This is a genomic window from Mesorhizobium sp. B2-1-8, assembly GCF_006442545.2.
Taxonomy (GTDB): Bacteria; Pseudomonadota; Alphaproteobacteria; order Rhizobiales; family Rhizobiaceae; genus Mesorhizobium.
In genome coordinates, this window is sequence record NZ_CP083952.1 from 5,245,639 (window position 1) to 5,264,775 (window position 19,137).

At 62.8% G+C, this 19,137-nt stretch carries 13 protein-coding genes and 2 pseudogenes; 7 read left to right on the forward strand and 8 right to left on the reverse strand.

Features of this window, described 5'->3' with window-relative positions:
- Nucleotides 1–612 precede the first annotated feature (612 nt).
- The 5 genes from FJ970_RS25925 (at nucleotide 613) to FJ970_RS25945 (ending at nucleotide 4,374) form a co-directional block, all read left to right on the forward strand.
- Entirely contained in the window at nucleotides 613–1,923 is a 1,311-nt protein-coding gene (locus tag FJ970_RS25925; RefSeq protein ID WP_140762967.1) for a tyrosine-type recombinase/integrase, read from the forward strand.
- Between the two features lie 778 nt (nucleotides 1,924–2,701).
- On the forward strand, nucleotides 2,702–2,983 hold the full coding sequence (locus FJ970_RS25930; protein ID WP_140762970.1) for a hypothetical protein: 282 nt from the start codon (nucleotides 2,702–2,704) through the stop codon (nucleotides 2,981–2,983).
- A gap of 236 nt (nucleotides 2,984–3,219) precedes the next feature.
- Nucleotides 3,220–3,450: a hypothetical protein gene (locus FJ970_RS25935; protein ID WP_140762973.1), complete on the forward strand. Its 231-nt coding sequence runs from the start codon at nucleotides 3,220–3,222 to the stop codon at nucleotides 3,448–3,450.
- Complete coding sequence (locus FJ970_RS25940) at nucleotides 3,447–3,896, forward strand: hypothetical protein (RefSeq protein ID WP_227791913.1); 450 nt, start codon at nucleotides 3,447–3,449, stop codon at nucleotides 3,894–3,896. Before FJ970_RS25935 ends, FJ970_RS25940 begins: the two co-directional genes overlap by 4 nt.
- Nucleotides 3,897–4,110: 214 nt before the next feature.
- On the forward strand, nucleotides 4,111–4,374 hold the full coding sequence (locus tag FJ970_RS25945; protein ID WP_318013008.1) for a hypothetical protein: 264 nt from the start codon (nucleotides 4,111–4,113) through the stop codon (nucleotides 4,372–4,374).
- 28 nt (nucleotides 4,375–4,402) lie between these two features.
- Here the strand turns inward: FJ970_RS25945 and FJ970_RS25950 are convergent, their stop codons facing one another.
- From FJ970_RS25950 to FJ970_RS25965, 4 genes are all read right to left on the reverse strand, one after another.
- On the reverse strand, nucleotides 4,403–6,022 hold the full coding sequence (locus FJ970_RS25950; protein ID WP_140762979.1) for an ABC transporter ATP-binding protein: 1,620 nt from the start codon (nucleotides 6,020–6,022) through the stop codon (nucleotides 4,403–4,405).
- 17 nt (nucleotides 6,023–6,039) lie between these two features.
- On the reverse strand, nucleotides 6,040–7,161 hold the full coding sequence (locus FJ970_RS25955) for an ABC transporter permease (protein ID WP_140762982.1): 1,122 nt from the start codon (nucleotides 7,159–7,161) through the stop codon (nucleotides 6,040–6,042).
- Complete coding sequence (locus FJ970_RS25960; protein ID WP_140762985.1) at nucleotides 7,154–8,077, reverse strand: ABC transporter permease subunit; 924 nt, start codon at nucleotides 8,075–8,077, stop codon at nucleotides 7,154–7,156. The genes FJ970_RS25955 and FJ970_RS25960 overlap by 8 nt, the downstream gene beginning before the upstream one ends.
- A 163-nt stretch (nucleotides 8,078–8,240) precedes the next feature.
- Complete coding sequence (locus FJ970_RS25965) at nucleotides 8,241–9,833, reverse strand: peptide ABC transporter substrate-binding protein (RefSeq protein WP_140762988.1); 1,593 nt, start codon at nucleotides 9,831–9,833, stop codon at nucleotides 8,241–8,243.
- Nucleotides 9,834–10,114: 281 nt separating this feature from the next.
- On the opposite strand from FJ970_RS25965, the pseudogene FJ970_RS25970 reads away from it, so the two are divergent.
- A pseudogene (locus FJ970_RS25970) lies at nucleotides 10,115–10,561 on the forward strand (TadE/TadG family type IV pilus assembly protein).
- Nucleotides 10,562–12,318: pseudogene (locus tag FJ970_RS25975) on the forward strand (hypothetical protein).
- 28 nt (nucleotides 12,319–12,346) lie between these two features.
- Here the strand turns inward: FJ970_RS25975 and FJ970_RS25985 are convergent.
- From FJ970_RS25985 to glgA, 4 genes are read right to left on the reverse strand one after another with little or no spacing between them, the layout of a single operon-like run.
- Nucleotides 12,347–13,981 carry an alpha-glucosidase family protein gene (locus tag FJ970_RS25985; RefSeq protein ID WP_140762991.1) on the reverse strand — a complete coding sequence of 545 codons (1,635 nt, stop codon included), beginning with the start codon at nucleotides 13,979–13,981 and terminating at the stop codon, nucleotides 12,347–12,349.
- The gene (gene glgX / locus FJ970_RS25990) at nucleotides 13,971–15,974 is read right to left on the reverse strand and encodes a glycogen debranching protein GlgX (RefSeq protein ID WP_140762994.1); all 2,004 of its coding nucleotides are present in this window, start codon (nucleotides 15,972–15,974) and stop codon (nucleotides 13,971–13,973) included. Before glgX ends, FJ970_RS25985 begins: the two co-directional genes overlap by 11 nt.
- Before the next feature lie 55 nt (nucleotides 15,975–16,029).
- Nucleotides 16,030–17,658 (reverse strand): alpha-D-glucose phosphate-specific phosphoglucomutase, encoded by a 1,629-nt coding sequence (locus FJ970_RS25995; RefSeq protein ID WP_140762997.1) that lies wholly within the window; start codon nucleotides 17,656–17,658, stop codon nucleotides 16,030–16,032.
- Nucleotides 17,659–17,661: 3 nt separating this feature from the next.
- Nucleotides 17,662–19,107, reverse strand: a complete 1,446-nt coding sequence (gene glgA / locus FJ970_RS26000) for a glycogen synthase GlgA (protein WP_140763064.1) — start codon at nucleotides 19,105–19,107, stop codon at nucleotides 17,662–17,664.
- Nucleotides 19,108–19,137 lie beyond the last annotated feature (30 nt).

A 19,137-nucleotide genomic window follows, 5' to 3' on the forward strand; every position in this document is an offset into this window, starting at 1 on the left:
TCTCGATTTTCGAAGATCGGGAATCGCCAGCAGGAGGGGAGCCCACCCCCGAGGCACCTCATGAGGCCGGAGGCCTGAGTTGCCGGCACTCGTCGCATCGCGAGACTGCCCGCACATCATGGTGGATCCCGCCGTTTTTAACGCCAGAGGGTCCCAATCACCGCACGAGCGATTTGATCCCGTTCACAGATCGCTCTCATGCCCTTACATTTCCGGTCAGATAATCGCCTCGCGGTGAGAAGTCTTCTCGGACCGGTCCCTTCGCCAAAGGGTCGAGAGCGATTGTCCAATGGTCGGGGTCGACTGCCGGCCAGATCGCGCGATCGAGCGGCTTACTGATCGGTGTCGGATCCATCGCAGAGGCATAGTCCTCAACAGTAGCGCGCAGCTTAATTCTTCTGCGCGTGCGGAAAGGCAAGCCATGACGATCCAAGAGCAGTTGGACGACGATACGCCGCTACGGCTCAACATAGCTGCCGATATCGCCTTTCCGGACGGCTCTATGGGGGCGGCAGGTCTGCGAAAAGAACGAGATGCTGGCCGTCTTCAGACAGAGTTGATCGCAGGCAAGGAATACGTCACTTTGGCGGCGATCGCAAAAATGAGAGAGCTATGCCGCGGACGTCGAAAGGGGCGCGCCTCGTCTGGCGTGCCGAAAGCAGAAGGGCGGACGGAAAGCTGCGCAACGCAGCCGGCTGGTTCATCCGCGATGGCGCAACCTTCATCAGCGCTTGTGGCGGCACTGGCGACCGCGAACGCGCTGAAAAGCGGCTCGCCAGTCACATCACGGAAAAATATCGGCCGGCCCGCGAGCGCGGTCGTGATCCCGCCACGGTCCCGGTAGCTGACGCCGTAAGTGTATACCTTACCGACGTCGCGCCGTCGCACGCCAAGCCGAAAGAAACCGCCGACCGGCTGATCGTTGTGCTAACGTGGTTTGGCGACACAAAAATCGGCGACATCGATGGCAAGATGTGCCGCGATTACGCCAAGGCACACGGCAACGGCGCTGCCGCCAGGCGTCAGCTGGAGGATTTGAGAGCGGCGCTGAACAATTATCATCGGGAGGGCTATGTAAGTTCTGCGCCAGCAATTGTGCTGCCCGCGAAAGCAGCACCGCGCGACCGCTGGCTGACCCGTGACGAGGCAGCCGCCCTGCTTCGCGCCGCGTGGCGCATGCGCCAGTCGTGGAAGGGAAGGCCAAGCGATCGTCGCACCGCACGCCACGTCGCGCGCTTCATCCTGGTCGCTCTCTACACTGGCACGCGCTCCGCCGCGATCTGCGGCGCAGCCGTCCGGAGAACAGAAGGCGCGGGACATGTCGACATCGAACGCGGCGTTTTCTACCGCCGCGCCAGCGGTCGCCGCGAGACCAAAAAGCGTCAACCGCCCGTCAGGCTGCCTGATCGCCTCTTGGCACATGTGCGCCGCTGGGCGAGCACACCGCTGGAGATCAAAACCAAGGGCCGCGGAAAAAGCGCCAGCATTGGCCGCATGGTCGCCCATGACTATGTGGTCGAGTGGAATGGCAAACCGGTGCAGTCGATCAAGAAGGCCTTCCGCGCGGTGGTCGAGGCGGCCGGACTGGGCTGGTACGAGGAGGTTGCGACACCGCATGGTAGCGTCCGGTGCGTCTTCCGCACCGATATCACCCCGCACGTGTTCCGCCACACGGCGGCTACCTGGCTAATGCAGCAGGGTTCCGACCCCTGGGCGGCGGCCGGATACCTCGGCATGAGCGTTCAAGTGCTCATTCAGACTTATGGCCATCATCACCCCGATTTTCAGGCCCAAGCCGCCGAGGCGATCGTCTCCAAGTCGCGGTTGCGAAACCTGCCCAAAACCACAGGCAGAATGCTTACAGCACAGAAGGAGAACGTTTCCGCCTACCCCACAGTTACCCCACAGATATACCGGAAATAAACGTGAACATTGGCCTTCGGACGCCATCAGAAATGGCGGAAATCCGGGCTTTTGCTGGCTAACCCGCCCGTTCGGGACGAGGGGGTCGCAGGTTCAAATCCTGCCACTCCGACCAGAAAATACAATGTGTTAGCGCATCCCGACTGGCGCCACCCTAGATTCACCTGAGATAGAGCTCTGGTCCGGGCTGATGCCTGTTCCTTCGGGACAGGAAACGGACACGAAATCCCTTTCCTCTCACGACGCATGGGCAACGAAGTTCCTCCCATCGTGCCGGTCAATCCGCGGGGGCGTTCGCTGTCACTGATCACACTCCGACGGGGCGCGCGGTGTGCGTCGTCGCCTAGCGGAGGCCGAAAAAGCTCAATATCGCTATCACGATGACCACCGCTCCCACGAGCCAAATTATATTGTTCATGATCTCTCTCCTGTTGCTCGATGAGCCCGCGCCTCTGGCCGAGGACGCGGGCCGATCAGCCTTTGCCTGCTGATCTTCAGCGGACCTCAAACCGTGATGCCTGCTGTCGAGATAAAACCATTAGTTTTACCTAATGTTCCGCCGCTGACAGGATTTCGAAATGGCGCGATCATCCCTGAGCTAGGAACCGCAGGAGTCTACCGCCGAATATTGCGATTTTTCTCCAGGTCTGGTCGCGCGATGCGATGGCCGGCCCTTCGCGTTGCCCCAGGTCCCGGTTGTCCCGCGAAACCCGGAACCAAAGAGATCAGCAGCAGTTGTATCCAACGAAGGGCTAATCAAGGCATTGGAGAAATTGCAATGAAAACAATGATCATTTGCGCTTTGGCGCTTTCGGTGGGATTGCCCACCCTGGCTTCGGCCGCCGAGGCTGACGTTGTCATCAGGACCCATCATCGACATCATAACCACGTCAGGATCATCAATGAGGAGGGCCAGCGGCTCCATCACCGTCACCACGGAACCATCGCCTTCTACGACCAGGGGCGTAGGCATCATCGTCGAGATACCGTCGTTGTCACCGGCTCCGTCTCCACTCACCGCCACCATCGTCCGGTGGTAATGGAAAACGGCGGTTACTGATCGCCGCCTGGTGGCTCGGCTCTCGATCAAGCCTGGCCACCAGACGACTTTTCCCTGGCACGCTACACGCGCACGCTTCATGCGCGGTCCGGGCTCCGCGCCGGCAAGCACCTTGCGTCTTGCTGCAAGACTTAAGTCCCTCGTCCCACCAGACCGAAGCCCAGCCCTGGAACGTTTGCTCGCGCCCCAAGTTCGGTTGATTGGGCGCGAGGGCCATCAAAACGAAGCGGAAATGGATGACCACCACAATCTCGAATCGTGACAACGCAAGATCCGATGCCTTGCAGCTGCGAGTGGCAGATCTCAGGAGCAGGATGCGCGACGCGCGCATCACCGAGGGCGAAATCCAGACCTTCCAAAAGGTCGCGGCCGTAATGGAGGACGGTCAGGGCCGGATCGATGGCGACGATCTGATCGCCGCATCCTTCGTCATCGACGTGCTGACGGACACGACACGCCCTGAATGACCATGCCAACAATCAGCAGGCTTTTTGACTCCCATTCCGAAGCAGCCCGGATCGCCGGCAACCTTTTGGCGGCCGGGGTTCCTCGCGTACAGATCGTCATCATCGGGCCCTACCACGACGAAATCCGTGTCCTGAAGTCTCCCGCCGTCATGCTTGGCGCTGCCGCCGGGCTGCTGGCATGCCTGGCCGCTTTTGCTGTCCACGGCATCAATCCTTTTACGACCGGCCTGTCGGCGATAGCCCTGACAGGCACGTTCTGCGGCTGCGTCCTCGGCGGGTTGCTCGGAGCCTGGCTCGCGGCCGCCGGAAGGCCTGAGCGTCGAAGCGTCGGCGAAGGGATTGTGCTGGTGACGGCCCATGTCGACGAGAACGCGACCGATATTGCCCAAATGGTGCTCGGCGGCAGTTGTGTCCCCGTGAACGGATTGGCCGCCGAAGCAGCATAATAATTTCGATGACATTGAATAGAATAGACGGCCGAGCGCGAGCACTGGCCGGCCGTTCAAACTTTGACGAAATGGGCATCGGCCCTAGTTTGATCGATGAATATGAGGGAGCCGGTAAAACGGCGAACCGGACGCGGACATGAATTTGATCTCGACGACAGGGTCGGCACCGGTTCTTCTGGCTGCGATGTCTCTTGTTGCCGGATGCTCATCGATGGGCAGGGCGGCCGATCCGGCCAAATACGAGAGCATGACCTGCACGGAGCTCAACAGCGCCGTGGGAAGCAACGCGAGCGACATCTCGCAAGCCGCGATCACCCGCGGCAAGGTCGCCAACACCAGCGTGCCGCGTTGGCTGCTTGGCGGAACGAGCGTGAAGATGGCGGTCGCCAATCGTGAAACGGCCAGGATCGACCAGTTGAAGCGACAGCAGGATGCCGCTGTCGCCGTACGCGCACGCAAGTGCGCGGCCGGCTGAGCGAACAGGCCTCACCTACAGTGGCTTATCACGCGCTCAACCGGAATCGCGTGGCGTCGATCGCGGCATTCATCAGCGTCTGCGTATAAGGCGCTTGCGGGTTGCTGAAGATGGCCTCGGTCGGCCCCTCCTCGACGATCTTGCCTTGCTTCATGACGATGATGTAATCGGCCATGGCGCGCACCACCGCCAGGTCGTGGCTGATGAACAGGTAAGACAGTTCGTGGTCGGCCTGAAGCTTGCGCAGCAGTTCCACGATCTGTTTCTGCACCGAGCGGTCGAGCGCCGAGGTCGGCTCGTCCAGCACCACCATCTTCGGCTTCAGGATCATGGCGCGGGCAATGGCGATGCGTTGCCGTTGTCCGCCGGAAAATTCGTGCGGGTAGCGGTTGCGGGCGTTGGGGTCGAGCCCGACTTCGCGCAGGGCCTCGACCGCACGCTGGTCGCGCTGCTTTCCCGAAAGGTTCGGCTCATGCACCAGCAGCCCTTCGGTGATGACCTGGCCGACGGTCATGCGTGGCGACAGCGAACCGAAGGGATCCTGGAAGACGAGCTGCATCTGGCGCCGCAGCGGCCGCATCTGCTGCCGGTCGGCCGTGGAAATGTCGCGATCGCCGAACCGAATGAGCCCATCGCTCGGCAACAGCCGCAGCAAGGCGCGGCCGAGCGTCGATTTGCCCGAGCCGGATTCGCCGACGATGCCGATGGTCTGGTTGCGTTGCAACCGGATCGAGATGTGATCGACCGCACGCAGCATCAGCGGTTCACCGGCGAGAAACCCGCCGCCGATCCTGAATGTGACTTCGACATTCCTGCCTTCGAGCACCACGGGCGCGTTGGCTGGCGGAGGCGCCTTGGTTCCCGTCGGCTCGGCCGCCAGCAGCATCTTGGTGTAGGCATGCTGGGGGTTGGCGAAGATCGCTTCCGCCTCGCCTTCCTCGACGACCTCGCCCTGGCGCATGACGTAGACCCGGTCGGCGAAGCGCCGAACGATGCCAAGATCGTGGGTGATGAAGACGATCGCCATGCCGAGCTTGCGCTGCAGCTCGGCCAGAAGCATCAGGATCTGTGCCTGGATGGTCACGTCGAGCGCCGTCGTCGGCTCGTCGGCGATCAGGATGTCGGGGTCGTTGGCGAGAGCCATGGCGATCATCACGCGCTGGCGCTGGCCGCCGGACATCTCGTGCGGATAGGATTTCATCCGCCGTTCCGGATCGGGAATATGGACGAGCCGCAGCAGCTTGAGCGCCTCTTCATGCGCCTCTGTGGCGCTCAGGCCCCGATGCCGGCGGATCGGCTCGATCAGCTGGTTGCCGATCGAATAGAGCGGATCGAGCGAGGTCATCGGTTCCTGGAAGATCATGCTGATCTTGCGGCCGCGGACCTTATTCAGCTCGGATTTGCTCATTGTGAGCAAGTTTCGGCCGCGATAGTCGACATGGCCCGACGCTTCGCCGTTGGAGGCCAGCAGGCTCATCGCCGCCATCATCGTCTGGCTCTTGCCGGAGCCGGATTCGCCGACGACGGCAACGGTTTCGCCCGCGTTGACGTGGATGTTGATGCCCTTCACCGCCTCGACCGCGCCATCGAGCGTGCGGAAGCGGACGCGCAGGTCCTTGACGCTGAGGATCGTTTCGGGAGTGGCCATGTCAGCGATCCCCATCTTTATCGATCCCTCGGGTCGAGTGCGTCGCGCAGGCCGTCGCCGACGAAGTTCAGGGCGAACAGCGTCGAGACGAGGAAGAAGGCGGGAAACAGGAGCAGCCAGTTGGCAGTGCCGATGTTCTTGGCGCCGACCGAGATCAGCACGCCCCAGCTGGTCATCGGCTCCTGGATGCCGAGACCGAGGAACGACAGGAAACTTTCCAGGATGATGACCTGCGGCACCAGCAGCGTCATGTAGATCACCACGGGGCCAAGCAGGTTGGGGATGACATGGCGCAGCAGGATGCCGCGCTGGCCGATCCCCATGGCTTCCGCCGCCTGGACATATTCCTGCCGGCGAATCGACAGCGCCTGCCCGCGCACGATGCGCGCCATGTCCAGCCACAGCACCGCACCGACCGCCAGGAACATCAGCACGAAGTTGCGGCCGAAGAACACCACCAGCATGATGACGAAGAAGATGAACGGCAAGGAATAGAGCACATCGACGATGCGCATCATCACCTCGTCGACCTTGCCGCCGGAAAAGCCAGCGGCGGCGCCATAGATCACACCAATCACCACCGCCACGACGCCCGCGAGCAGGCCGATGGCAAGCGAGATGCGCCCGGCCATCAGCGTGCGCGACAAGAGATCGCGGCCGGTGTTGTCGGTTCCGAACAGGAAATACTGCTGCTTGACCGATGCGCTCATCGTCACTTCGAGGCCGTCCGGCGACTTGCTCTCGATCTTGGTGTCGTCGAAGGCATCGGACCGGTCGAGGTAGCGGATGTTGCGGTCGTCGATCGGCTTGGTCGACTTGACCGTGACGAAGACCTGATTGCCCTCCTGATGCCACTCCTTGATGTCGACCCGCATACGTTTGATCGCTTCGGTGAGCGCCGTCTCGATCATATCGGGCTTCGGGTAGGCCGACAGGCTTGGCGGCATGCGCACATAGTCGGCGTAGATGGTCGTGTATTGATGCGGCACGAACCAGGGGCCGAAGACGCTGACGAACCCGATCAGAACGAGGTAGTAGAGACTGAACATGGCGGCGCGGTTGGCCTTGAGGCGCGCCCAGGCATCGCCCCAAAGCGAACGACCAACGATGGCGGGAGCCGTGGCTGCGATGTCAGTCATAGCGCACCCTCGGGTCGACGACCGCGTACATGACGTCGACGATCAGGTTGAAGACGATGGTGAAAATGGCGATCACCACCACCGTTCCCATCACCAGCGTGTAATCGCGGTTGAGCGCAGCGTCGACGAAATAGCGGCCGACGCCCGGAATGGAGAAGATCGTCTCGACGATGACCGAGCCGGTCAGCAGTGCCGCCGCCGCCGGGCCGGTGAAGGACACGATCGGCAGGATGGCGCCGCGCAGCGCGTGCTTGACCACCACCGACCAGTCGGAGAGGCCGAGCGCGCGGGCCGTTCGGATATGATGGGATCGCAGCGATTCGATCATCGAGCCGCGCATCAGGCGGGCAACGATGGCGATCTGCGGCAAAGCAAGCGTCAGCACCGGACCGATCTTGTTGATGAAGGCGCCGTCGCCCCATCCCCCGATCGGCAACAGCCTCCAGGTCAGCCCGAAGACGAGTTGGATCACCGGCGCGATAACGAAGGTGGGGATGGTGCTGCCAGCGGTCGCCAGGGCGATCACCGTATAGTCGCCAAGCTTGTTCTGGTTGAGCGCGGCAATGGTGCCGAGCACGCTGCCGAGCAGCAGCGCCAGGATCAGCGCCGAGGAGCCGAGTTGGACGGAAATGGGCAGGCCCTTGGCAAACAGTTCGGTGACGGTGAAGTCCGGCATGTTGTAGCTCGGGCCGAAATTGCCGCGTAAGAGATTGCCGAGATAGTGGACATATTGCAGCCAGAGCGGATCGTTGAGGCCGAACTGGGCTTCAAGATTGGCCTTGATCTCGGGGCTCAGACCCCGCTCCTGGTTGAACGGACCGCCTGGCGCGACGCGCATCAGGAAGAACGCCAGCGTCACGATGACGAACAGCGTCGGAATGGCGGTCAAAAGCCGCCGGAATACGTATCGCAGCATCGGTGCCCCGCTTGATCCGGAGCACGCCCGTCCACTCGGACGATTGCGCTCCAGCCTTCAAATCTCGCACCGAACCTTCCGAAAATCGATTCCGCTTCCCGGGCCGATGCGATGGCAAACCAGCGCCGCCGCGCATTCGGTTGCGCGGCGGCTTGGCCAGGGATCAGTCCTTGCTGATGAAGCGTGACGGATGCACGTCCATGACATTGTCGACGAAGCCATGCAGCTTCGAGGAAACGATGTCGTGGTAGCTGTAGTAGAGAAGCGGGATCTGGCCGACATCGTCGATGAGGATGCGCTCAGCCTCGGCGAGGTCCTTCATGCGCTCTTCTGGCTTGCCGCCGGCGGCCGCGGCCTTGTCCATTGCCGCTTCGTATGCGGGGCTGTTGTAGTTCGAATAGTTGTTGCCGCTGGCCTTGCGTGTGATGCCGAGGAAGGTTTCCGGATCCTTGTAGTCAGCAATCCAGGCGGCACGCGCCACGTCATAGTCGCCCTTCTGCTCGAGGAAGGAGTAGTGGGTCTTGGTGTCGGTGTTGAGCAGCGTGACGTCGACGCCAAGCGGCTTCAATTGCTCCTGGATCGCCACTGCCGTGTTCTTGTGGTTTTCCGAGGTGTTGTAGCGGATCTCCATCTTCAGCGGATGCTCGGGCGTGTAGCCAAGCTTCTCGAAGATCTTCTTGGCTGCGTCCTCGCGGTCGATCTGGGGCATGTCGGCGTATTTGGCCATTGCGGGCGTGTAGCCCTCGATGCCGGGGGGCACCATCGAATAGCCGGGCAGCATCGAGTTCTGCCAGACCTTTTCGGCGATGAAGTCACGGTCGATCGCCATCGAGATGGCATTGCGCAGTTCCGGATTGTTCCACGGCGCCTTGTCGGTCTTGATCGCATAATAGTAGGTGCCGAGATACGGCCCGACATGGATCTGGTCGCCGAACTTGGTCTTGAGGTCGGCGAGCTGTTCGGTCGGCAGATCGTCATAGCTGTCGAGTTCGCCGGCCTCGAAGCGCTTCATCGCCGATGAACGATCCTCGGTCGGGATGTAGTTGACGACGTCGAACTTGACGGTCGCGGCGTCCCAGAATTTCGGATTCTTGACCAGTTTCATGTGGTCGTTGGGAACCCATTCGGCCAGCGTATAGGCGCCGTTCGAAACCAGATTGCCGGGCTTGATCCAGTCGGCGCCGAGCTTTTCAATCGAGGCCTTGCTGACCGGATAGGTCGCCTGATGGGTCAGCATCTCCAGGAAGTACGGCGTCGGCGCCTTCAGCGTCACTTCCAGGGTGTTGGCGTCGATCGCCTTGACGCCCATGTCCTCCGGCTTGCCCTTCTTGGTGTTGACGTCCTCCGCGCCCTTCACCGGATACAGCATCGAGGCGTATTCGGCGCCGGTCGCCGGATCCTCGAGCCGGTGGAAGGAGTAGACGAAGTCGTCCGCCGTCACCGGGCTGCCATCCGACCACATGCCGTCTTTGCGCAGCTTGAAGGTGTAGACCGTGCCGTCATCCGACACTGTCCAGCTTTCGGCGGCGCCCGGAATGAGATTGGCCTTCTCATCCTGCATGACCAGCCCCTGGAACAGGTCACGCAGCACGTTGGCTTCATAGACCGTCGAGGTCTTGTGTGGGTCGACCGACTCCGATTCAGCGGAGGTGCCCCTGTTATAGACGGTCTCCGCAAAGGCTGGCGTCAAGAACGTACCGGCAGCCAAGGTCATGGTCGTGGCGAATACCGTCGCCTTCAGCATGTTTTTCAGCATGAAGTTCTCCCTGTCGGCGCTGCCATCGGCGCGCCTTTACGTGTTGACGCCCCGGAACCGATGTCTGGTCCTTTGAGCGCGCCGCCGGTTCCCTCCGACGGCTGGTGGCAGGAGACTAGACAGGAGGTAAGCTCTTTTCAACCGAGTACTGATTGACCCTAAGTCAATCCTCATTATCGCAGAAGCAACGGCTAAATTAGAGAGGCGTTTCAATCGAGCGCATCCTTTGGTTGCACCCGGAGTTTCCGCTTTCTGCATGCGAACTTGAGCATGCTGGTGCCATGGTTCACAACCTCATTTCCAGGGTCCGAAGGCGCGAGTTCCGAACAGACGATTCGGGAACTTCAGCGGTCGAGTTCGCCCTGCTGTCACCGCTTTTCATCCTTATTTTGCTCGGAATGGTTGCATACGGCATCTATTTTGGCGCCGCTAACTCGATCCAGCAAATTGCAGCCGACGCCGCCCGGACGGCCATTGCCGGGGTGAACCAGACCGAGCGGCAGACGCTCGTGGCCAGCTATCTCGCCAACAACGCTGGCGGCTACCCCTTCGTGGACGCCAGCAAACTGACCTACCAGGCCAATGACAGCGTGGCCGACGGAAGCCAATTCGTGGTGTCCGTCTCGTAGGATGCCCGCAACCTGCCGATCTGGAATCTGTTCCCGGGCATAGCCATGCCAGGGACGACCATCAACCGTCAGTCAACGATCAGGGTCGGGGGTATCTGAATGCTGCAGCGGGCGGGCAAGGGCATCGGCCGGCTTGCACGGTCGATGATGGGAGACAGGAAGGCGAACTTCGCCGTCATGACCGCATTGAGCGCGCCGGTAGCATTGGCGCTGGCAGCTGTGGCCATAGATGAAGCCTCCATCTACACCGAGCGCCGGGAAGCCCAGGCGATGGTCGACCTGGCGGCGATCACCGCCGCCTCGAACATCAACAACGTCAACACAGCGGTCGTCACCACGCTCACCGACAACGGCATGCCGGGCGTCGTCGTTCAAGGCTCGGGCCAGACCATCCCAGCAGCCGCCGGGAAGACGGTGGTGACGGTTACGCAGGGCCGATATGCGTCATCGACCGCCAATGTCGGCCAGCGCTTCCAGGCGGGCGTGACGCCTTACAATGCCGTCCGGGTCACCTTGGCGAAGATCCCCAAGCGCTACTTCGCAAGCTCGCTGATTCCCACTCCGGTCATCGGCACCCAAGCCACCGCCAGCATGACGCCGCAGGCGACATTCTCGGTCGGGTCGAGATTGCTCAGCGTCAATGGCGGCATCCTCAACGCACTTTTGAGCGGACTTCTCGGCGGCAACATCTCGCTCAGCGTCATGGATTACAACGGGCTGATCTCGGCCGATGTCAGCGTGCTTTCCTTCGTCAGTGCGCTCGGCACACAACTGAACATCACGGCCGGCACCTATTCCGACGTTCTGGCCTCGAAGGCGACCGTCGGCCAGATCGCCACGGCCATGGCCAATGTTCCTGGCCTCGGCAACACCGCCAAGGTCGCCCTGCAGACTATCGCCACCAAGTCGACCAGCACCGTCAAGATCCCGCTCAGCAGTCTTGTCGACCTTGGTTCCGTCGGCAGCCTGGGCCTTGGGCAACAGCCATCCGGCCTTGGCGTGGACGCAAGCGCCATGGGGATGCTGACGGCGGCGGCCGTACTCGCCAACGGCACCAACCAGGCCGCGGTCGATCTCGGCGCCACCATCCCGGGACTGCTCTCCACCAAGCTCAGCATCGCCATCGGGGAGCCGATCCAATCCTCGCCATGGCTGGCGCTCGATGGCATCGGCACTGTCGTGCGGACCGCCCAGACACGTATCAAACTGACGGCCTCCGTCGGTATCGGCAGCCCGGCCTGGCCGGCGGCATCAGCCTGCTCGCCGTCAATCTGCCGCTCAACGTGGAAGTCGCCTATGCCGAGGCCAAGCTGACCGACATCACGTGCCCGACAGGCCCGTCCAGCATCAGCGTTTCCATCGCCGCGCACCCCGGCATTGCCCAGTTGAACCTGGCCAACAGCAACAATCCCTCGGGCTTCGCCGACTTCAGCCAGCCTCAGACCTTTACGAACGCGGACATCGCCGATGTTAAGCTGCTGTTGATGCCGTTGATTCAGGTGATGGGTTCGGCCGCGACCGCGATCACCAACAACAGCCCGCAGACCCTGACCTTCAACGCGACCGACATCGCCAACAAGACGGTGAAGACCGTTTCGACGCGAAACATCTCGCAGCCGCTCACCACGTCGCTGGTCAACAACCTGTCGCTTTCGGCCAATGTGCTTGGCCTTGGGATCGATGTGACTGCCCTGCTCGGAACTGTCAAACCGGCAATGGTGGCCCTGCTCAACACTGTGACGGCGCCCGTCGACGACCTGCTCTACAATGTGTTGTCAGCCCTGGGCGTCGGTGTCGGCCAGGCCGACGTGCGCGTCACCGGTGCGACCTGCGGACGGGCAGTGCTCGTTCAGTAGGACCGCTTGGCCACAACCGAAGCGCCAATCAGTCGAGCCGACCGAGGAAGCAGCCGAGAGCAGGCAGCGAGAGCGCGTTTTCCTCGACGGAAGTGGTCCCGCCCAGGACGGCCGCGACAGTTCCGATATCCTCAGGCAACGGCCAAGTCGCCGGCTCTCCGGCGAAATTGAAGACACAGAGCAGCCTTTCTCCGCCACCCTCGCGGATGAAGGCGAGCACGTCGCCCTCGGTGTCGAGAAAGCTGATCGACCCACCGACCAGCGCAGGGTGCTGTTTACGCAAAGCGAGCGCCGAGCGGTAGGCCGACAGCACCGATTGCTCCTCGCCGTTCTGCACATCGACCGCGCGGGCGCGATGGCTTGCCGGCACAGGCAGCCAGGGTTTTGCGGTAGAAAAGCCCGCATTGTCGGCGCCTGCCTCCCAGACCATCGGCGTGCGGCAGCCATCCCTGCCCTTGACGCCGGGCCAGAAACGGATGCCGACGGGATCGCGCAGATCCTCATAGGCAAGCTCCGCTTCCTCAAGGCCGAGCTCCTCGCCCTGATAGAGGCAGATCGAGCCGCGCAGGCAGGCGAGCAGCATGATCGAGAATCTGGCCATAAGGTCGGGATCGCCACCTGGGCGTATCCAGCGGCTGACATGGCGCACCACGTCATGGTTGGAGAATGCCCAGCAGACCCAGCCGTCGGCAACCGCGCTCTCGAAGGCTTCGACGCAGCCGCGTACATGCGCCGCCGAAAACTGCGAACCGAGCAGGTCGAAAGTGTAGCTCATCTGAAGCTTGTCGCCGCCGGAGGTGTAGGCGGCGAGCGTCTGCAGCGAGCGGCCTTCATCGCCGATCTCGCCGACGGCGGCGCGGCCCTCATACTCGTCCAGCAATGCCCGGAAGCGCTTGAGGAACGCCAGGTTTTCCGGCTGCGTCTTGTCGAACAGATGCTCCTGATAGAGGTAGGTATTGGTCTCTGTGTTGGTGCCGGCAACGCTCGAAGCCAAGGGCGGATTGCTGCGCAGCCAGCGGTCGTGGACATAATAATTGACCGTGTCGAGCCGGAAGCCGTCGACACCGCGCTCCAACCAGAACCGCACCGTGTCCAGCAACGCGTCCTGGACGTCCGGGTTGTGGAAATTGAGATCCGGCTGCGAGGCGAGGAAATTGTGCATGTAATATTGCCGACGGGTCGCGTCCCACTCCCAGGACGGTCCCCCGAAGACCGACAGCCAATTGTTGGGCGCGCCGCCGTCCGGCCTGGCGTCGGCCCAGACGTACCAGTCGGCCTTGGCATTGTCGCGGCTGGCGCGGCTTTCGATGAACCATTCATGCTTGTCGGATGAATGCGACAGCACCTGATCAATGACGATCTTCAGGCCGAGCCTGTGCGCTTCGGCAACCAGCGCGTCGAAATCCGCCAACGTGCCGAACATCGGGTCGACGTCGCGATAGTCCGATACATCATAGCCCATGTCGGCCATCGGCGACTTGAAAAAGGGCGACAGCCAGACGGCATCGACGCCGAGCGAAGCGATATGGGCGAGCCTCGACGTGATGCCGCCGAGATCGCCGCTACCATCGCCGGTGGTGTCCTGGAAAGAGCGCGGATAGACTTGGTAGATGACGCACCCTCGCCACCACTCGGCTCCCTGCTCCACATTCTCACCGGTCATCAAAAACCCTCCTTGCGCCGCCGTTTCCGGTCCGGCGCTCGATCATGAAATTGACGCTGCGGCCCGGCAGCGGGCGCAGGAGGTCGATCGCCTGCGTCTCGATTGCCGGGCGCCACCGGAAGCCATCCCGCGCCGGCAAAGTGAAGACGCATTGGCGGCGGTCGCCATTGATCATGACGGCAAGCCTGCCATCCTCGCCGCCAAGCAGCATGACGAGGCGATGCCGGCTGGAGTCGTTCCAGCCGCTCTCGTCTAGCAGCTCACCGGTTTCGGTCAGCCAAGCGACGTCGGGAACGCCCGAAGCCTCGGGTTCTCCGGTCAGGAAACGCGTGCCCGACAGTGCCGACACCGCCTGGCGAAGTTCCGCCAGCGCCGACGCGTAACGCTCCAGTGCCTGGTCGCGGCCTGCCCAGTCCAGCCAGGTGATGGCATTGTCCTGCGCATAGGCGTTGTTGTTGCCCTTCTGGGTGCGGCCGAACTCGTCGCCTGCTGTCAGCATGATGGTGCCGCGAGAGGCGAACAGCGTGGCGAGCAGCGCGCGGTGGTCGTCGAAGCGCGCCTTGATGATCGCCACGCCGTCCGTCTCGCCTTCGGCGCCATTGTTCCAGGACAGGTTTTCGCTATGGCCGTCGCGGTTCTGCTCGCCATTGGCCGCGTTGTGCTTGCGCTCATAGGTGACAATGTCGGCCAGCGTCATGCCATCATGGGCGGCGATAAAGTTCACGCTGCGGCTTGTTGGCTCCCCTGCCCCGTTGAACACGTCGGACGAACCGGCAAGGCGCGTGGCGAGAGCACCGACCATGCCGGCATCGCCGCGCCAGAAACGTCTGACATCGTCGCGGTAGCGATCGTTCCACTCAAGGAACGGGGGCCGGAAATTGCCCAGTTGATAGCCGTTTGCCCCGATATCCCAAGGCTCGGCGATCAGCACGCGATCGCAAAGCAGCGGATCATGGGTGATGGCCCGCAGCAGCGGCGCTTCCGGATCGAAGGCGCCATCGACCCGGCCCAGCACCGGGGCCAGATCGAACCGGAAGCCGTCGAGGCCGGCCTGGCGCACGAAATGACGGAGTGTGTCGAGCACCATTTCCCGCACCATCAGATGGTCGCAGGCGATCGTGTTGCCGGTCCCAGTATCATTGACCAGTCCGCCATCCGGCCGGTGCCGATAGTAGGCCTGGTTGTCGAGGCCGCGTAGCGAGAGCGTCGGCCCCAGCCTGTCGCTTTCGCCGGTGTGGTTGAAGACGAGGTCGAGAATGGTGCCGATGCCGGCCCGGCGCAGCACGGCGACCGTGTCCTGCAATTCCTTCAGACCGCCGGGCGCCAGGCGAGGGTCGAGCGCCATGAAGGTGACTGGATTGTAGCCCCAGGCGTTGCTTAGGCCCAGCGGCGGCAGATGCCGCTCGTCGATCGACGCCGTCACGGGCATCAGTTCGACAGCGGAGACGCCGATCCTTTGCAGATGCTCGATGATGGCTGGATGGGCAAGTGCGGCGATCGTACCGCGCGTTTCTTCCGGCACATCCGGGTGGAGCTTGGTGAAGGCGCGGACATTCAGTTCGTAGATCAGGCCGCCCGGACGAAACAGCGGCGGCAGGACCGGCGGAGCCGTGGGCAAGGCCTTGGCCACGGTCTTGGGCATCAGCGACGCGGTGTCGGCGCCCTCATAGCGCCGCGCGGCGAGCCGCCGGTGATAGGCGTAGGGCCGGTCGATTTCGACGGCGTAAGGATCGGTCAGCAGCTTGTCGGGGTCGAACCACAGCCCACGCTCGGGTGCATAGTCCCCATCGGCACGCAGGCCATAGCGCACGCCCGCGGTCAGGCCGGAGACGAAGAGTGCGTGCACGCCGTCGCCTTCCGGCTTCAGCTCCAGGCGATCGTGTTCGCGATTTCCGTGCTCGTCGAAGACCGAAACCCAGAGGCGACGGGCCGACGAGGACCATGCGGCGAAGCGGATGCCTTCGGGGGTGATGGTGGCGCCGAGCGACGTCATGCGCGCGCCTTCCCTTCTCCCCTTGTGGGAGAAGGGACGGCCTCATCCGCCACCCTCAAGTAATCACGCTGGGCTTGTTGCGGCCGGTGTGGCTCTTGATCCCGGCAATGTCGTCGGCGGCGGCGATGAGATCGGCGAGCGCCTCCTGCGTGTCGAGATCGTGCCTTGCCTTATCCGGCTCGTAGCGCTCGATATAGACGCGCAGGGTCGCGCCCGAAGTGCCGGTGCCGGAGAGGCGGAAGACGACGCGTGAGTCGCCTTCGAACAACACCCTTATGCCCTGGTGCTCGCTCGTCGAGCCGTCGACCGGGTCGTGATAGGCAAAATCGTCGGCATTGGCGATCTTCAGGCCACGAACGCTGGTTCCCGGCAGCGAGCCGAGCTTGGCCCTGAGGTCGTCGACCAGCGCATTGGCGCGCTCACTCTCGACCTCCTCATAGTCATGCCTCGAATAGTAGTTGCGCCCATAGGCCGCCCAGTGCTCGGTGACGACCTGCTTGCAGCTTTCGCCGCGCGCGGCCAGGATGTTGAGCCACAGGAGCACCGCCCACAGACCGTCCTTTTCGCGGACATGGTTGGAGCCGGTGCCGGCGCTTTCCTCACCGCAGATCGTCGCCATGCCGGCGTCGAGCAAATTGCCGAAGAACTTCCAGCCGGTCGGCGTCTCGTACATGCCGATACCGAGCTTGTGGGCAACGCGGTCGGCGGCACCGCTCGTCGGCATCGAACGGGCGATGCCTTTCAGCCCGTCCTTGTAGCCCGGCGCCAGGTGGGCATTGGCGGCGAGCATGGCGACCGAATCCGACGGGGTGACGAAAATACCCTTGCCGATGATCAAGTTGCGGTCACCGTCACCGTCGGATGCAGCGCCGAAATCCGGCGCATCCGGTCCCATCATCTCGTCATAGAGGTGCTTGGCATGGACCAGGTTGGGATCGGGGTGATGACCGCCGAAATCCGGCAACGGCTTGAAATTGCGGCAGGTGCCGTTCGGTGCGCCGAGGCGGTTCTCGAGGATTTCCTTGGCGTAGGGTCCGGTCACCGCATGCATGGCGTCGAAGCGCATGCGAAAGCCCGACTTGAACAGTTTGCGCAGCGCATCGAAATCGAACAGGCTCTCCATCAGCTCGGCATAGTCGGTGACCGGATCGATGATCTCGACGGTCATGCCCGCAGCCTTGACGGTCCCGACCGTATCGATGTCGATCGGATCGATGTCGGCGATCTTGAAGCTCGATATCGCCTTGGTCTTGGCAAAGATGGCGTCGGTCAGCTTTTCCGGCGCCGGGCCGCCATTGCCGGCATTGTACTTGATGCCGAAGTCCTCGTGCGGGCCGCCGGGATTGTGGCTGGCCGACAGGATGATGCCGCCGAAGGTCTTGTATTTGCGGATGACATGTGAGGCCGCCGGCGTCGACAGGATACCGCCTTGCCCGACCATCACCTTGCCGAAACCGTTGGCGGCGGCCATGGCGATGGCCGTCTGGATGACCTCGCGGTTGTAGTAGCGGCCGTCGCCGCCGATCACCAGGGTCTTGCCGGCAAATCCGTTGAGCGCGTCGAAGATCGACTGGATGAAGTTCTCGGCATAGTGCTCCTGCTGGAACACCGGCACCTTCTTGCGCAGTCCCGACGTGCCGGGCTTCTGGTCGGAATAGGGCTTGGTGGGGACGGTGCGTATCATGCTTCAGGAAACCCTTTTCGAAAGCAGCAGGCGATAGAGTTCGACGTATTTTTCGGCGCTTCGATCCCACGACACATCGCTCTTCATGCCTTGGCGCTGGATGGTCTCGAAGGTTGCTGAACTGCCGTAGGCGTCGGCCAGCCGGCGGATGGCGTGGAGCAGCGCGCCGCCATTGTTGGGCGCAAACTGGAACCCGGTCGCCACGCCGGCGCCAAACGCTGCTTCATTGGCATCGATGATGGTATCGGCGAGGCCGCCGGTGCGGGCGACGACCGGCACGCAGCCATAGCGCAGGCCGTAAAGCTGCGTCAGTCCGCAAGGTTCGAAGCGCGAGGGAATAACGATGGCGTCGCAGCCGCCCTGCATGATGTGCGACAGCCCCTCGTCATAGCCGACGACCACGCCGATGCGACCACGGTGGCGTGCGGCCGCGGCCAGCAGTGCGCCTTCGAGGCCGGCGTCGCCCGAGCCGAGGATGGCCAGCCTGGCGCCTGTCGCGACGATGCCGTCGACCACCGTCGCCAATATGTCCATGCCCTTCTGCCAGGTCAGCCGGCTGACGACACAGACAATCGGGCTGCCGTCGCGGTCGAGGCCGAAACGGTCCTCGACGGCGGCCCTGTTGGGCGCGCGTGCCTTCAACGTTTCGGCCGTATAGGTCGATACCAGATGCTTGTCGGTTGCCGGATCCCAGATGGCGGTGTCGATGCCATTGACGATGCCATGGAGATCGCTTGAACGCATGTTGATGAGACCGTCGAGGCCCATGCCGAATTCCGGCGAACGGATTTCCTGCGCATAGGTCGGGCTCACGGTGGTGATCGCCCAGGCGGCCTGCAAACCGGCCTTGAGGAAGCCGACACCGCCATAATATTCGACGCCGTCAAGCGCCATCGCCGCGGCCGGCAGGCCGAGCTCGCCGAAGATGCCGGCGCCGAACTGGCCCTGGAAGGCGAGATTGTGGACGGTCATCATCGAGGGTATGCCAACGGCTTTGCCGTAGCGCATATAAGCCAGCGTCATCGCCGACTGCCAGTCATGAGCATGGACGATGTCAGGCAGGTAGCCCGAGATGGCGCCGCCGGCGATATCGGCGCCCGCCTGGCTCAGCGCCGCGAAGCGCCGCCAATTGTCCGGCCAATCGGCGCCTGAGGCGTTGCCATAGGGACCGCCGGGGCGGTCGAACAGATGCGGCGCGTCGAGCACGAAGAGGTCGAGCCCGGCGACCTCGACGGCGTGGACCGAGGCCTTGCCGCCCTGCAGCAAGGGGTACTGATAGACGGCCCTCTTTTTCTTGAAGGCGCCCATCACCATGGGAAAGCCCGGAACGAGCGTGCGCATGGTCACGCCCTTGGCCGCGAGGGCGATGGGCAGCGCGCCGGTTACGTCGGCAAGCCCGCCGGTCTTGATCAGCGGGAAGATTTCGGGCGTGACCGACAGAACATGCATGCGCTTAACGATCCGCTCCTGGTCCATGTC

Bases quoted from the DNA above. Each gene is read 5' to 3' on its own strand.
- FJ970_RS25925 (WP_140762967.1), top strand. From the start codon at position 613: ATGCCGCGGACGTCGAAAGGGGCGCGCCTCGTCTGGCGTGCCGAAAGC.
- FJ970_RS25930 (WP_140762970.1), top strand. From the start codon at position 2,702: ATGAAAACAATGATCATTTGCGCTTTGGCGCTTTCGGTGGGATTGCCC.
- FJ970_RS25935 (WP_140762973.1), top strand. From the start codon at position 3,220: ATGACCACCACAATCTCGAATCGTGACAACGCAAGATCCGATGCCTTG.
- FJ970_RS25940 (WP_227791913.1), top strand. From the start codon at position 3,447: ATGACCATGCCAACAATCAGCAGGCTTTTTGACTCCCATTCCGAAGCA.
- FJ970_RS25945 (WP_318013008.1), top strand. From the start codon at position 4,111: ATGGGCAGGGCGGCCGATCCGGCCAAATACGAGAGCATGACCTGCACG.
- FJ970_RS25950 (WP_140762979.1), bottom strand. From the start codon at position 6,022: ATGGCCACTCCCGAAACGATCCTCAGCGTCAAGGACCTGCGCGTCCGC.
- FJ970_RS25955 (WP_140762982.1), bottom strand. From the start codon at position 7,161: ATGACTGACATCGCAGCCACGGCTCCCGCCATCGTTGGTCGTTCGCTT.
- FJ970_RS25960 (WP_140762985.1), bottom strand. From the start codon at position 8,077: ATGCTGCGATACGTATTCCGGCGGCTTTTGACCGCCATTCCGACGCTG.
- FJ970_RS25965 (WP_140762988.1), bottom strand. From the start codon at position 9,833: ATGCTGAAAAACATGCTGAAGGCGACGGTATTCGCCACGACCATGACC.
- FJ970_RS25985 (WP_140762991.1), bottom strand. From the start codon at position 13,981: ATGACCGGTGAGAATGTGGAGCAGGGAGCCGAGTGGTGGCGAGGGTGC.
- glgX (WP_140762994.1), bottom strand. From the start codon at position 15,974: ATGACGTCGCTCGGCGCCACCATCACCCCCGAAGGCATCCGCTTCGCC.
- FJ970_RS25995 (WP_140762997.1), bottom strand. From the start codon at position 17,658: ATGATACGCACCGTCCCCACCAAGCCCTATTCCGACCAGAAGCCCGGC.
- glgA (WP_140763064.1), bottom strand. From the start codon at position 19,107: ATGCATGTTCTGTCGGTCACGCCCGAAATCTTCCCGCTGATCAAGACC.